Source organism: Gilliamella sp. WF3-4 (assembly GCF_001690275.1).
GTDB lineage: Bacteria > Pseudomonadota > Gammaproteobacteria > Enterobacterales > Orbaceae > Gilliamella > Gilliamella apicola_C.
Window position 1 is genome coordinate 95,913 of record NZ_LZGW01000017.1, and the last position, 14,866, is coordinate 110,778.

Below are 14,866 nucleotides of genomic sequence, written 5' to 3' on the forward strand. Positions count from 1 at the left end.
ATTAGAATTCGTGCCATGAATGCCCATCTTTAGTAATCAATGCAACTGATGCTACAGGTCCCCAAGTTCCGGCTTGGTAAGTTTTTGGCTGTTCATTGTCTAACTCCCACGCTCTAACAATTGAATCGACCCATTTCCATGCTGCCTCAACTTCATCACGATGAACAAATAATGCTTGGCGACCACGCATAACTTCAAGTAGTAAACGCTCATAGGCATCAGCACTTTGTTGATGAAAAGTTTCGCTAAAACTTAAATCAAGTTTAGTCGTTTGCAAATTGTGAGTGCTATCTAAACCTGGTACTTTATTTAGAATCTCAATATCCATACCTTCATCAGGTTGTAGACGAATAGTCAATTTATTTTGTGGTAATTCTGGATAAGATTCGCTAAAAAGGTTAAGCGGTAACGGTTTGAAATAGACAACAACTTCAGAACATTTACTTGGTAAGCGTTTGCCTGTGCGTAAATAAAAAGGAACACCTGCCCAACGCCAGTTATCAATGTCAACGCGAATGGCAACAAATGTCTCGGTATTGCTTTTTTGATTTGCGCCATCTTCTTCTAAATAACCTGGGACATTAACGCCATTAACAAAGCCTGCTGTATATTGACCCCGAACTACTTTTTCACGGATATTTGTTTTATCAATTGGTCTAAGCGCATTAAGTACGGCTATTTTTTCATTACGTAGACTATCATCTTCAAGATTTGCTGGTGGTGACATTGCAATCATCGTTAAGATTTGTAATAAATGATTTTGTACCATGTCGCGCATTTGCCCTGCTTTGTCAAAATATCCCCAGCGGCCTTCAATACCAACTTGTTCAGCCACAGTAATTTCGACATGATCAATAGAATTACGATCCCAAAATGACGCAAACACCGTATTTGCAAAGCGTAAAGCTAATAGGTTTAATACAGATTCCTTACCTAAGTAGTGATCAATACGATAAACTTGCGATTCATTAAAGAATTTAGCCACTGAATCATTAATTTCGCGAGATGATTTTAGATCGGTTCCAAGCGGTTTTTCCATTACAATTCTATTTTGTAATTGGTTTAATCCCGCAGCAGCTAAGCCTTGGCAAATAGTACCAAAAGCCCCTGGATGCATTGCAAAATAAAAAATAGCAGGGTTGTTTGAATCAAGTTTATTTTTCAGTGTTTCAAATCCAGCGCGATCATTAACATCTAGTTTATGAAAGTTTAATCGTTGGCTGAATCGTTGCCAAATACTATCGTCTAATGGCTCTGGCATAAATGAGGTTAGGGCATCTTTTGCTACCTCACAATAAGCAGCGTGATCCCAATCAGCACGTCCTACACCTAAAATCTTGGTTTGTTCAGGTAGTTTTCCATATTTTTCTAATTGGTATAAAGACGGTAGTAATTTACGTCTTGTCAAATCCCCTTTAGCACCAAAAATAACTAAATCGCAAGCTGGGATATCAGACATGGTTCTCTCCTACGATGATATAATGTAATCATTCTATTATGTTGGGTAGTCAGTGTACAGGATAAATCATAACAATAGGCATTAGCCTTTATTGATTCGAAAACAAAAAGGTCACCATCACGGTGACCCTTTGTTTAAAACAAGTAATTGGATAATTTTCCAATCAATAAATTATGCGCGAACAAAATCCATATGAACTAATTTTGGTTTAAACGCATGACGTTGTACTGCTTGTACTTTTACTTTAGTTGCTTTTCCGTCAACTTCAATAGTCAATACTTCAGAATAAAATTCTGGTTTTTCTTGCATATTAAAAATTTGGTTGTGATCAAGTACCACAGAGATTGCAGGTTCAGTACCGCCATAAATAATGGCTGGGAATTTACCAGCGTGACGCAGGCGGCGGCTCGCACCCTTACCATGCTCTTTTCTAACTTCAGCTTTAAATGTAAACATATTTATTTCTCTTAATGATTTAAAATAAAACCAATTACAGGCGACCCAGTAGTTGGCTATCAAACTTGCACTTTAATAAAGTGCACAAGATTATAGAGTGTTATCCCAATAAACGCAATCAAATAATCATATTACAATCGAGCAAAACATTGGTTGTGCTTATCGTGTATAGTGTGAATTTTTAAATCAATTCTATTTTAAAACCATAAGTCGATTTTTTATTTGGTGATAATTTCAATGGCGTTGTAATGCAACCAGATTCGACACAAACCATAGATTTATATTCGTCATCACCAAAGTCACTCATTGTTTTAGCTTTATTTACCCATGGATTCCATGTTACTACATCACTTACATTAGTATTAGTTAATCGAACTGTTCGAATGCCATTTGTGATAGTTATTTGGTCACTAGCATTAGTATAAATACGATCAACCTCTTGGTTAAAAGTCAATTGCCCTATTTTTGCAGGTTTATTTTCAACGGCTAATCGATCTTGATAGGTTTCACCTAGTCCTTTGACAACAACGTCTTCAATATTATTGATACCAAAATAAGTATGTAGTGCGCTAGTTACATCAAAATCACCAGAACAACTTAAAACAACTTCACAGGTCTTACCTAAATGAAGGTTTAATGATACAGTGAAAGGTTTGTTGCAATAAGGCGCTGTCTGTTGATTATTGACGAGAGATAGAATGAGATCGACACCATGCTCATCTTCAGTGCAAGAGTCTAAATTCCATTCAACAATACGAGCAAAACCGTGAGACGGCGTTCCTGATTGACCGAACCAAGGCCAGCAAACAGGTACACCACCGCGAATAGCCACGCCTTTTTTAAAGTTTGTTTTGTTGCTCAACCAAATAACAGGAGTTTGCTCATTAATTGGTTGCCAAAATAACAAGTGTGCACCTTGTAATGTCACCGCTGCACAACAAGTTTTATGGTTAATCACCAAAGTAGGGAGTTCGCCATAAGTTAATTGCTTAACCGATGAGCTTAGCGAGACCCCTGATAAGCTATTTTCTAAAATATTTTTGTAAATACTCATACTTACTCCTAAATAACAAATTTTAACAACAGTTAATACCGAAAATTATTAATAATTGTACGCTTTTTAAGTTAATAATAAAAATACAATAGATGCCAAAAGCTTTTTTTACTTTTTTGAAGTAAAATGCCACACTATAAAAAATAGAACAACATACTGGTTATTGTTGTCAAAAAGTTTCAGGAAAGACAGCGTTTATGTATAAAATTCCAATGAGTTTGTATATTCATATGCCATGGTGCGTACAAAAATGTCCTTATTGTGATTTTAATTCGCATACGATAAAAAAAGCCCCCAATTATGAAGCTTATATAGAACATTTAATTAAAGACTTACAACATGATGCTGTTTTGTGCTCAAACCGCTTAATTCATTCGATCTTTATTGGTGGTGGTACTCCAAGTCTGTTTTCTGCTGAACTCATTGATAAATTATTATCAAATATAAATAAGATCATTCCCGTAGATAATGATGCTGAAATTACTATTGAAGCCAATCCAAATTCTATTGATATAGAAAGGTTTAATGGATATCAACAAGCTGGTATCAATCGAATATCCATTGGTGTACAAAGCTTTCAAGCTGATAAGCTTGTAAAATTAGGGAGAATACATAATCCCAAAGAAGCATTCACAGCAGGAAAATTAGCCCAAACATTAAATTTAAGAAGTTTTAATTTAGATTTAATGCATGGGTTACCAAGTCAATGTATTGATGATGCTATATATGATTTAAAACAAGCTATTGCTATTGATCCACCTCATTTATCTTGGTATCAATTAACCATTGAACCCAATACATTATTTAGTTCAAAACCGCCTGTTTTACCAGATGACGATAAACTTTGGGAAATTTACCAACAAGGTCATCAATTATTAACTAAACACGGTTACCAGCAATATGAAACCTCTGCTTATGCTAAAAAAGGTTTTCAATGCGAACATAATTTAAATTATTGGCGATTTGGGGACTATTTGGGGATTGGCTGTGGCGCCCATGGCAAATTAACCCAATCTGATGGTAAAATTATTCGTACAGTAAAAACTCGCCATCCAAAAGGTTATTTAGAAGGGCGTTATTTGGATAAATATTATGAAGTTCCAAAACAAGAGTTACCTTTTGAGTTTTTTATGAATCGATTTCGGCTATTTGAGCCAGTGCCAAAATACGAATTTGAACAACGGACTCATTTATCATTACAGATAGTTGAGAAACAAATAACTATGGCCATTGAAAAAGGCTATTTAATTGAAGACGAACAAAACTGGCAAATAACTGAACATGGAAAACTATTTCTAAACTCATTATTAGAGTTCTTTTTATAGCTAAATTAAATATTAATTTCTGACAAAGGCAATTAGAGCCTATCTTTACGATTATTTAACGTAATAGGTACCAACTATTTAAGCAATCATTCGCATAACTTTACAGACATTTTTAAAAAATAAAGGCATAATGTATCCCGACAATGCATTTATTTCATTGTTTTCCTATTCCTTATGTTTTCCCAATAACTTTGTTATTGGGATTTTTTTTGCCTATACTTTGATAACTTCATTGCTTTTAATTATTATTTAATAAAAGTGTGAGAAAGGAACTGCTTTAATTCAGTCAATGAAGATGTTCCTTCCATAGGACCTTTTTTAGATACAGCAAATGCACCACTTGCATTTGCATATTGCAATGCTTTTTCGACTGAATAGCCTGCCAACATTAAACTAACAAACGTGGCACCAAAACAATCTCCTGCTCCTGTTGGGTCAACGGAGTTGACTGTGTACCCATCAACGTGCAACATTTGTAAATAACCTTGCTCGTCAAGCCCATAATAATTAGCGCCTTTACAACCGCCTTTTACCACAATGTGCTTAATCCCTTTTTTAAGCAATCTCATCATTATTTGTTGTTCACTTTCATCATTATTATTTGAAAAATAATTAACTTCGCTTTTACTGGGTAAAAATATATCGGTATATTCCATTATGTAATCAAAAGATTGCTCCATTTCTGGTATATCAAACATTTCTTTACGTAAGTTTGGATCGAATGAAATTGTTCCCTCTTTGTTTTTGATGATATCTAATGCTTTACGCATAGCATCAATCACACGAAAGGAATAAAGCGATGAGCCCATTACATGTAAATGATTACAATCTTTTAATAAGCTTTCATTAACATGATTAAACGAAAGTAAACCACATGCGCTATTTGGAATATTAAAAATAAAATCTCTTTCATTAGAATCTTTATAAGTGACAAAAGCACTACCAGTATTGGCTTTATGATGCATGGTGATACCGTCAATAATAACACCATCATGTTTCAGCCGATTGATACACATCTTGCCAAATGCATCTTTACCAACACAACTAAAAAAAACAACGGGAAAACCTAATTTTGCAACTTGATCTGCAAATATTGCAGGAGCACCACTAACAAACGGACCAATAAACTCTCCTGTTTGATTGAATCGTTGATTTTGTTCTTTGGCTAAGAACTCAACCAGTAGCTCACCAATTGTGCAGATTTTCAAATGCATTATTATCTCTCCAGTATGTTTTGATAAGTCACACAATATTTATTTGAAATAAGTATCTCAAAATTGGCATCCAGGAGTTGCTGATGATACTCTGTTACAGCAGGTCTTGATAACACAACCATATCAAGATCAACGAGTTTTCCCAGATTATTATCATTATTATGAATCAGCCTTTGAGGTAAAATAGCGATATTGTGTGCGGCTTTTTTCATTATTTGTTGATAAGTTTTAACCTGTTCTAAATTTTCAATAATTAATTGATTACCCATATTGATGGCACTTATTTCGAGAATAAAATGCGATACAGGAAATTGATTTAATATAAGGTTGATTATCTTGTTATCCTGTAAAAGATTACCCTCAAGTAAAACGCCACCAATAAGAATGACTTCGGCATCCGTAAATTCTTTTGCTAATTTTGCATTACTAATATCATTCATAATCAGTATTAATGATTTTTTGCAATGTAAAAACGGAATCAATTTTCTTATTAAATTACCATGGCTTAAAAACAACGTATCACCATCATTAATATAACTTAAGCAAGTTTTGACTAATTCAATATCATGGCTATCATTAAAACTTTGCGTATAATTTTGTGTAATGGCACTTGTCTGACTTCCCCCTCCATCCTGAGCAAGATAAATTGCTCCACCAAAAGAGCGCTTTAAATATCCTTGCTGCTCCAAGTAAGTTAAATCTTGACGAATAGTTACATTCGATACCTGAAGCAATTGTGATAATTCATCAACTTTAACTTCGCCTTGTTTACGAACAATTTCTGCAATTTGCAGTCGTCGTTTTAATAGGGATGAAGATGCTCTAGCCAATTTTATTTCCTATACCGTAGATAAAATGAAGATTGGTGATAATAGAATTAATCCAATGCTTGGTCAATATTAAACTAGCGCATTACATTTTATCTTATAAATCATACCAATAATGATTTATACGTCTTTTATCTAAGCACATCTCATATATACATGTTAACCATCAAAATGAAAATTTATAAATAATTTTTGTTACGTTTTGAAAGTAATATTGATTTTTGTGATCTATCTCACGTGATTACCACTAGAATAACTTACAATTCGAAAGCATAATTATTAAAAATAAATTTCGAAACGAAAGTTAATTGCTCTATTAAGTCAAAATAAATTATTAAGGGAAAGTCATATGTCTATTATTTCAAGTCACAACATGTTAAAAAAAGCACAAACAGAACACTATGCAGTACCAGCCTTTAACATTCATAATCTAGAAACTATACAGGTCGTAGTTAAAACTGCCGCTGAATTGCAATCAACCGTTATTTTAGCAGGCACACCAGGCACATATAGTTATGCAGGAACAGAAAACATTATTGCTATTGCTCATGAGCTATCTAAAAAGCATAACATCCCTTTAGCTGTTCACTTAGATCATCATGAAGAATTTGATGATATAGCTTATAAAATTAATGCTGGTGTTCGATCTGTCATGATTGATGGTTCACATCTTCAATTTGAAGAAAATATTACCATTGTGAAACGTGTAGTAGATTATGCTCACCGTTATGATGTTAGTGTTGAAGCTGAATTAGGGCGTCTTGGTGGTGTTGAAGATGATTTAGCTGTGGATGCAAAAGATGCTTTATATACCAGTCCTAAACAAGCACTAGAATTTATACAAAAAACCCAAATTGACTCGCTAGCTATCGCCATTGGTACTGCACATGGTCTTTATAAATCAGAACCTAAACTGGATTTTGATCGCCTATCCGAAATTCGCTCAATCACTGATATTCCACTCGTGTTACATGGCGCTTCAGGTGTTCCTGATAAAGATGTTCGTGAATGTATTAAACGTGGCATTTGTAAAGTCAATGTTGCAACCGAATTAAAAATGGCATTTTCAAATGCCTTAAAACAATACTTTATTGAATATCCTGAGGCTAATGACCCTCGCCATTATATGAAACCAGCTAAAGCGGCAATGAAAGAAATTATCAAGAAAATTATTGCCACATGTGGTTGTGCCGGTAAGTTATAGAGGAATTAGGAAGATGATCTATACATTAACACTTAATACCGCAATTGATATGAATATTCGTTGCCAAGGGTTTAATCCTAATTATGTCAACCGCACATCGCATACTCAATATAGCCCAAATGGTAAAGCGGTCAATGTTTCAATTGTCTTGCACAAATTTCTAAAACCGACTTGTGCATTAGGTTTTTTTGGCGGATTTTCTGGAAAATATATCGTTGATGAATTGACAAAAATGCAGATTGAAACAAAGCCTTGTTTTATTGATGATATAACACGTATCAATGTTTTTATTAATGATGGGCAAAATGAATATAAATTGGTGGGTAAAGGCCCTTTTGTACCTGATAATAAAAAACAAGAATTGCTAGGATTAATAAAATCACTAAGCAGTAACTGTTATTTAGTTATTAGCGGTAGCTTACCAAATAACATTGAACCCGAATATTACCTATCTATTTTAACTCTATGTAAAGTCAAAAATATTCAAGTCATCCTCGATATTAGCCATCCAATATTAAGTGATTTACTCGCTTATAAACCTTTATTAATTAAACCCAATGATGATGAAATCAAAGAAATTTTTGGTTTTGAAACCCAAACGACATCGCAAATTATTACCGCATTAGAAAATATTCACGCACAAGGTGCACAAAATATTTTATTAACTATGGGGGCTAAAGGGCTCTATTTTTCGAATGGAACACATATTTGGTTTTGCAATGCTGTAAAGATCAAATTAATCAGCTCCGCTTGTGCTGGAGATGCGTCACTAGCAGCCTTTCTTAGTGAATGGTTGCCTGATAGGGAAAATATTGAAAGATCAATGAAAAAAGCATCGGCAACGGGGGCGAATGTTGCTGAATCAGATGGATTAGGTTTGCTAGATAAGATCTATATTTATATGAATCAAATTGAAATTACCCAAATAAAATGAGGGAATAATTATGAAAAAAATATTAGCTATAACAGGTTGCCCAACCGGTATCGCTCATACTTATATGGCAGAAGAAGCTTTGAAATCCGCAGCTAAAAAAATAGGCGTTGAAATTAAAGTAGAAACCAATGGCGCAGGTGGGATAGATAATGCCATTACAGATGAGGATATAGCGAACGCTATCGGCGTTATTATCGCCGCTGATAAAGATGTCAATCCCGATCGTTTTAATGGCTTGCCTGTTATTGAGGTTCCTGTAAAAGATGGTATTCATAAGGCTGTAATGCTTATTGAGCAAATAATTTCAGGCAATGCGCCATTACGTAACGGAGCTACCAATAATACACAAAAATCGGTACCCTCAAATCAACAACCCGTGACACAAGAGTCAATTGGTCGCCAAATTTACAAACACCTAATGAGCGGTGTATCTAATATGCTGCCTTTTGTTGTCGCAGGTGGTGTATTAATCGCACTCTCATTTTTATGGGGGATTTACTCGGCCGATGAGACAAATGCACAATATAATCAATTTGCCGCATTGTTGATGAAAATAGGCGGGCAAGCATTTGGTATTATGGTACCCATCTTTACGGGTTTTATTGCTTACTCAATTGGAGGTAGGCCAGGGTTAGTGGCAGGTTTTGTTGGCGGATTGATTGCCAATATTACAGGTGCAGGGTTCTTAGGTGGCATTATTGCAGGCTTTGCAGCAGGCTACTTAATGCTATATGTCAAAAAATGGTTAGATAGACTTCCTCGTTCATTTGAAGGGCTAAAATCTATTTTTATCATGCCGTTAATTGGTGTTTTTGTGATTGGTGCAGGCATGTTCTTATTAGGTGACCCAATTGCAGCAGTTAACCATGCAATGAAATCATTTCTTGAATCATTACAATCAGCTAATCCTGTTTTACTTGGCATAGTCATTGGTGCTATGTGTTCCTTTGACTTTGGAGGTCCAGTAAATAAAGCCGCCTATGTAACAGGGACTATGCTACTAGGCGAAGGTAACTTTTACTTTATGGCTGGAGTTTCAGCCGCATGTATTGTGCCACCTTTTGTCATTGCTTTCTCAACAACGATATTTCGTGGAAAAGCATTTACTGAGGAAGAGCGTGCAGCTGGAATTGTAAACTATATTTTAGGTGCTACACACATCACTGAAGGTGCGATTCCTTTTGCGGCTAAAGATCCATTACGTGTCATTCCTGTCATGATGTTATCGTCCGCCATCGCATCGGTATTGACTTTTTTAAGCCATATTCAAGTTCCCGCACCACATGGTGGTTTTCTTGTACTTCCATTGGTAAATAAACCTTTTCTATGGGTAGCTTGTATTTTTACTGGCGTGCTTGTCGGAGCCATATTATTAGGCTTAATTCGAATTCACCAAAATAGACAATTAACAATTAACAATTAACAATACGATATGATTAACTAATTGATATACCGATAATTTTTCGATGCATCAAAACTAAAAGGACAATAAATGAGCGATTTAAAACTTACTATCGATGATATTAGAATTATAAGCGGGCGTTATTCTAAACAAGATGCCATTCAATCAGTATCAGAAGCGATGATAAAAGCAGGTCTAGTAAAAGATGATTATACACAAGCCATGTTTGATCGAGATACCCAAATCTCTACATTTTTAGGTAATGGTATTGCCATTCCTCATGGAACGACTGATAAGCGTGATAGTGTCATCAAAACAGGCTTAAAAATAATTTACTATCCAAAAGGGGTACTCTGGGATCAAGATGATAACATAGCTTATGTTGTTATTGGCATCGCAGCGAAAGCTAATGAACATCTCGATATTTTACGACAGTTAACAAAAGCTGTAATTGCTGAAGATACGCTCGATCGTATTAAAACGATTAAAACCGCTGAAAATCTATTAGAAATACTACAAGGTAGTTGCTAAAAGATTTATTTTATTTCATGTCAAAAGATCATTTCAATACAATAAGGTTGAACTTGATTTTCATCCCAAAAACCGACAAATACTACCTCTATGATATAAATAAAAATCATAGAGGAACCCATTATGCTACAGCATTTAACACCATTTCCAACAACAGGTGGTGGAGTATACCTTATCTAAAATTCATCTCTTATTAGCTAAAAATAGCTAACTATTTGGGTGTTAGGCGCACGTTTAGTTGCACTAAACTTGATGTATGATATAAGGAAAAAGGACTATGATGTAGCAGAAAGAACGGCAAATCGAATATGATAAAAATCATTCAGAAAAGCTATTGATTTTATTGAAGTTTTTTATTTTACTAAATAATAGTAAATAATAACGTTACTTCTTTTGCGACAAGGCTATTTTATGATGCACTGCCCCATACATAAAATAGACTGCTTAATCCTGATAAACCCTATCAAGTCGGGGGATAACTGATATCACTTTATCAAACTCAGCCAAGGTGGGTTATACCTCGTCGTAATGATTGATTTATTGGATTGAAATGTGATTGGTCGGTAAATAAGTTCACCTATTAATAGGTATTTAGTTTTTCCGATAATAGCTGAATATCGTCAGAGCAATATGAAAAGCAATATTACCTTAATGCCAAATTGATTGAGGCGATTACTATCTAATATTTTGGCGAAGATCAAAACCTACTTAATGGTTAAAATTAAGTTATCTTATCTCTTTTCAACCAAACTTTTAGCGTGTCAATATAGTTGTCAAAATAATTAACTTATTAATATTAAAAGCATTTACATTGGTAAATAGAAAGTTTATTGGATAATGTTATATACATTACTTCAATAATCTGTTGAGATAGAAAAACAATCATATATAATTCATAATCATTTTGTAAATAACATCACTAAAAGTTTTAATAAGTTGCATTTAAAGGAGAGAAAACGCCATGGAAAACAAGCTTAATCGCCTGCTAGGTCAATTAGGTGAAGGATTAATGGGTGGATTACTTGATAGTTTAGGGGGCGTTAGCCATAATCGCTATACCTTAACCGTTGACGGGCTGACCGCACCGATTTCAGTTTTGCATGTTGACGGTGATGAGCAGTTAAATCAACCTTGGCATTATGTGGTTACCTTTACCAGCCCTGACAAAACCTTATCGCCCGATGCGTTTCTTAATCAAAAATCGACTTTCTGCTTTAATCCTGTTATTAACAAACCATTAACTTCCGCTATTCGTTCACTAAGCGACTTGCCGGCCGTGACGAATAAACGCACCTTGCATGGGGTCATCACTGAATTTAGCCAGCTATCAGTCAATAAAGATGAAGCTCATTACCAAGTTGTGTTATCTTCGTGCTTAGCACGGCTGGCTGTGGGGAAAAATAGTGCTATATTTCAAAATCAAAGCGTGGTCAGTGTGGTTGAAGAAGTACTACGCAGCCACGGCTTTACCGGCATTGATTACCGGTTAGCGCTCAAAGACAGCTACCCTGAACGGGAGTTTATCACCCAGTGGCAAGAAAGCGACCTGGAATTTATTCAACGCTTATTGGCCGATGTCGGTATCTGGTTTCGCTTTGAAACCCATGCCGAGCATGATTGTGATGTGATGGTATTAAGTGATTATGAACAAGGCTATGTACAGGTGGACAATATCGACTATAAACCGCCGAGTGGTATGGCCGATACGGGCATAGAAAGTGTTTGGGATATCACCTTACATAGCGAAGTGGTACCGGCCTCAGTGACCGTTCAAGACTATAACTACCGTGATGCCAAAGCCGATTTACTCACCGATATCAACACCCAACCGAAAACCACCACCACGCAAGGCACTGATTACCGTTACGAAGAGCATTATAAAAGCGGACAAGGTCAGCAGAGCAAGCCAAATGATAAAGCCACTAATCCCAACCAAGTACAAACCGCTAACCCGTCACCGCAAGATGACGGTATTGAACAAGATAACGCCATTGAAAGCGGTCAATGGTATGCCCGCATTCGTCATGAGCAGGCGATTAGCCAGCAAATAATCCTCACGGGTAAAAGCAATCGCTATCAATTAGCCCCAGGGCAACTTATTAACATCACGGGCAGTCCGTTAAAATCGATTGAAGAAGGGGTGATTATTTTAAGTGTGCAAGGACAAGGTAACCGTACCGATGCCTATGCACTCACCTTTACCGCCATTCCCTATCAAGCCTTAAAACCTTATCGCCCAGCGCCCATACGCTGGCCACAAGTCAGTGGCACCTTACCTGCACGGGTCACTAGCCCTGATAATGACACCTATGGCTATATTGACACTCACGGGCGCTACCGAGTTAAATTCAACTTTGACTTAAAAGAATGGAAAAAGGGTACTGAAAGCCTATGGGTACGCTTAGCCAAACCTTATTCGGGTAACACTTATGGTTTTCACTTCCCGTTAATTGACGGCACGGAAGTGGCGATTGCCTTTATGAATGGCAATCCCGATAGGCCGTATATTGCCCATGCAATGCACGACAGCGCCCACCCTGACCATGTGACCACCATTAACAAACACCGCAATGTCATTCGCACTCCGGCCAACAACAAACTGCGCATGGATGATAAGCGCGGGCAAGAGCATATCAAACTCGCCACCGAATACGGCAAAACTCAGCTTAATTTGGGGCATTTGGTCGATAATAAAAAAAGCCAACGCGGTGAAGGCTTTGAACTGAGGACGGATGAATGGGGGGCGATTGCTGCCAACAAAGGCTTATACTTAACCACCCAAACCGAGCCGAAAGCCCAAGGCAAACAACTGGATATGCAAGCGGCAATAAACCAACTGGAAAATGCCTTATCGATTGCCAAAGCCCTACAAAATGCCGCTACCCAGTCTGACGCACACAGCGCGGATACCGACAGTCAAGACCAGCTTAAAGCCAACTTAAGCGAGCTAACTCAAAGTGGCCTACTGGCCTATGCGCAAGAAGGCATTGCCTTAACCAGCCCAGAAAACATCCAACTGACAACAGGTAATAGCTTAACCCTAACCAGTGAAAACCAAACCGATATCAACGCATTAAAAAACATCACCGTATCATCTGGCGACGCAATAGGGCTATTTGCCCATAAATTAGGCATGAAGCTATTTGCTAACCAAGGCGATATTGCAGTGCAAGCCCAAAATGCCAACCTCAATATGGCAGCCAAGCAAGATATAAAAATAGACAGTGTTGATGGTGAAACACAGATAACAGCTACTAAAGCGCTGACTCTAATCTGTGGCGGCTCTTATATCAAAATCAGCAGTGCAGGCATTGAACTGGGTACGCAAGATAATATTTATCTTAAATGTAATGTGGTGCAAAAGATGGGGGCACATAATATGTCAATCATAAATAATTTAGCCGACGAAGTAAAATGCCAAAATACGCAAAATCAACAGGCTAACGATCAGCAAGCTACAATCGATATCGAATAAAAAGGTCAAAGTATGTTGAGATGTGGACAAACAACCATTGATTTAAATAAATTATCGGATAATGCCTTGGCAATAACACGAATACTTGTTGATGAGTCGCAGGTTTATAAAAACCGTTGTTTAGCACTGCTTGATCCATTTTTAACTCCAATTGATGAGCCCTTTATGAAATACTTTCATAATCAACTTCGATTATATAAAGTACCCATAAGCCATCCATCAGTATTAAAAACAAAGTGTCCATGGCTAATAGAACTGGATCTTAGAGACAAATACGAGCAAGCCGTATTAAGTTTTATGCTTGATCGAGCACTCAAACAGCTAGCTCCGCAATCGATTGCTGTAGGGACAGGTCAGCAATATTGTGCTTGGTTATTTACCCATAAAAAAACCGAAAGTATAGCCAAAGATTTAGGGTTACGCACAATCCAAAAACGAGGGAGAGATAAAAATATACTGCTACGATACTACGATCCCGCTGTCTTTTTTCAGCTAATGAGTATATTAGACAGCAAACAACAAAACAAACTATTAGGCAATATTGAAAAATGGGCAATGCTAACTCGACAAGGTACCCTTAATATTAAACAGCAGATCGAACCCGTACAATTCTCCTTAATGGGTAGTTTATGGATCACAACCGATCAACATCAAAAATTGGATTGTATTGGAATTAATAATCAAATTATTCGTTCAGAACAAATAAAACATCCAGCAAAAAATATTGATGAAATTCAATCATTACAAAAAATTACTCCTTGTTTAATTCGTTTAATGAATAACAATATTCACGAAAAAGAATTAAAACTTGAATGGGCAAAATTGGCATTAAAATGGGGGCATGATTTTGATTGTCACCCCAAAATTGAAAGTAAAATCAAGCAATGTACGGATCTTGGTAAATATTATCGACTTTTGGGTGAATTGAATAAAATAAGATCAGATAATTGGCAAATATATTTACAAGAACTGAATGAAAAATAAG

12 protein-coding genes are annotated in these 14,866 nt (G+C 36.2%); 7 read left to right on the forward strand and 5 right to left on the reverse strand.

What is annotated here, in order from left to right; all coding sequences use genetic code 11:
• Position 1: 1 nt before the first annotated feature.
• From zwf to A9G47_RS03840, 3 genes are all read right to left on the reverse strand, one after another.
• The gene (gene zwf, locus A9G47_RS03830; RefSeq protein ID WP_065567999.1) at positions 2–1,459 is read right to left on the reverse strand and encodes a glucose-6-phosphate dehydrogenase; all 1,458 of its coding nucleotides are present in this window, start codon (positions 1,457–1,459) and stop codon (positions 2–4) included.
• Positions 1,460–1,630: 171 nt separating this feature from the next.
• On the reverse strand, positions 1,631–1,915 hold the full coding sequence (gene rplY / locus A9G47_RS03835) for a 50S ribosomal protein L25 (protein ID WP_065567998.1): 285 nt from the start codon (positions 1,913–1,915) through the stop codon (positions 1,631–1,633).
• A gap of 181 nt (positions 1,916–2,096) precedes the next feature.
• A complete protein-coding gene (locus tag A9G47_RS03840; RefSeq protein WP_065567997.1) occupies positions 2,097–2,969 on the reverse strand; it encodes a D-hexose-6-phosphate mutarotase in 873 nt (290 codons plus the stop codon).
• 197 nt (positions 2,970–3,166) lie between these two features.
• Here A9G47_RS03840 and hemW point away from each other — a divergent pair, with 197 nt between their 5' ends.
• Positions 3,167–4,294 (forward strand): radical SAM family heme chaperone HemW, encoded by a 1,128-nt coding sequence (gene hemW / locus A9G47_RS03845; RefSeq protein ID WP_065642205.1) that lies wholly within the window; start codon positions 3,167–3,169, stop codon positions 4,292–4,294.
• A 245-nt stretch (positions 4,295–4,539) separates the two neighbouring features.
• On the opposite strand, the gene A9G47_RS03850 is transcribed toward hemW, so the two are convergent.
• Entirely contained in the window at positions 4,540–5,508 is a 969-nt protein-coding gene (locus tag A9G47_RS03850) for a sugar kinase (RefSeq protein WP_065642206.1), read from the reverse strand.
• Positions 5,509–5,510: 2 nt separating this feature from the next.
• Entirely contained in the window at positions 5,511–6,338 is an 828-nt protein-coding gene (locus A9G47_RS03855) for a DeoR/GlpR family DNA-binding transcription regulator (protein WP_065567994.1), read from the reverse strand.
• Positions 6,339–6,684: 346 nt separating this feature from the next.
• On the opposite strand from A9G47_RS03855, the gene A9G47_RS03860 reads away from it, so the two are divergent.
• The 6 genes from A9G47_RS03860 (at position 6,685) to A9G47_RS03885 (ending at position 14,865) form a co-directional block, all read left to right on the forward strand.
• The gene (locus A9G47_RS03860; RefSeq protein ID WP_065642207.1) at positions 6,685–7,539 is read left to right on the forward strand and encodes a tagatose bisphosphate family class II aldolase; all 855 of its coding nucleotides are present in this window, start codon (positions 6,685–6,687) and stop codon (positions 7,537–7,539) included.
• Between the two features lie 13 nt (positions 7,540–7,552).
• A complete protein-coding gene (locus A9G47_RS03865; RefSeq protein ID WP_065642208.1) occupies positions 7,553–8,473 on the forward strand; it encodes a 1-phosphofructokinase family hexose kinase in 921 nt (306 codons plus the stop codon).
• A 10-nt stretch (positions 8,474–8,483) separates the two neighbouring features.
• Entirely contained in the window at positions 8,484–9,896 is a 1,413-nt protein-coding gene (locus tag A9G47_RS03870) for a PTS fructose transporter subunit IIC (RefSeq protein ID WP_065642209.1), read from the forward strand.
• Between the two features lie 69 nt (positions 9,897–9,965).
• A complete protein-coding gene (locus A9G47_RS03875) occupies positions 9,966–10,406 on the forward strand; it encodes a PTS sugar transporter subunit IIA (RefSeq protein ID WP_065642210.1) in 441 nt (146 codons plus the stop codon).
• A 961-nt stretch (positions 10,407–11,367) separates the two neighbouring features.
• A complete protein-coding gene (locus A9G47_RS03880; protein ID WP_065642211.1) occupies positions 11,368–13,881 on the forward strand; it encodes a type VI secretion system Vgr family protein in 2,514 nt (837 codons plus the stop codon).
• 12 nt (positions 13,882–13,893) lie between these two features.
• Positions 13,894–14,865, forward strand: a complete 972-nt coding sequence (locus A9G47_RS03885) for a DUF4123 domain-containing protein (protein ID WP_065580733.1) — start codon at positions 13,894–13,896, stop codon at positions 14,863–14,865.
• The last annotated feature ends 1 nt before the right edge of the window (position 14,866 follow it).

What these genes read in the sequence shown, in the direction of transcription:
- zwf (WP_065567999.1), bottom strand. Translation starts at nt 1,459, where the DNA reads ATGTCTGATATCCCAGCTTGCGATTTAGTTATTTTTGGTGCTAAAGGG.
- rplY (WP_065567998.1), bottom strand. Translation starts at nt 1,915, where the DNA reads ATGTTTACATTTAAAGCTGAAGTTAGAAAAGAGCATGGTAAGGGTGCG.
- A9G47_RS03840 (WP_065567997.1), bottom strand. Translation starts at nt 2,969, where the DNA reads ATGAGTATTTACAAAAATATTTTAGAAAATAGCTTATCAGGGGTCTCG.
- hemW (WP_065642205.1), top strand. Translation starts at nt 3,167, where the DNA reads ATGTATAAAATTCCAATGAGTTTGTATATTCATATGCCATGGTGCGTA.
- A9G47_RS03850 (WP_065642206.1), bottom strand. Translation starts at nt 5,508, where the DNA reads ATGCATTTGAAAATCTGCACAATTGGTGAGCTACTGGTTGAGTTCTTA.
- A9G47_RS03860 (WP_065642207.1), top strand. Translation starts at nt 6,685, where the DNA reads ATGTCTATTATTTCAAGTCACAACATGTTAAAAAAAGCACAAACAGAA.
- A9G47_RS03865 (WP_065642208.1), top strand. Translation starts at nt 7,553, where the DNA reads ATGATCTATACATTAACACTTAATACCGCAATTGATATGAATATTCGT.
- A9G47_RS03870 (WP_065642209.1), top strand. Translation starts at nt 8,484, where the DNA reads ATGAAAAAAATATTAGCTATAACAGGTTGCCCAACCGGTATCGCTCAT.
- A9G47_RS03875 (WP_065642210.1), top strand. Translation starts at nt 9,966, where the DNA reads ATGAGCGATTTAAAACTTACTATCGATGATATTAGAATTATAAGCGGG.
- A9G47_RS03880 (WP_065642211.1), top strand. Translation starts at nt 11,368, where the DNA reads ATGGAAAACAAGCTTAATCGCCTGCTAGGTCAATTAGGTGAAGGATTA.
- A9G47_RS03885 (WP_065580733.1), top strand. Translation starts at nt 13,894, where the DNA reads ATGTTGAGATGTGGACAAACAACCATTGATTTAAATAAATTATCGGAT.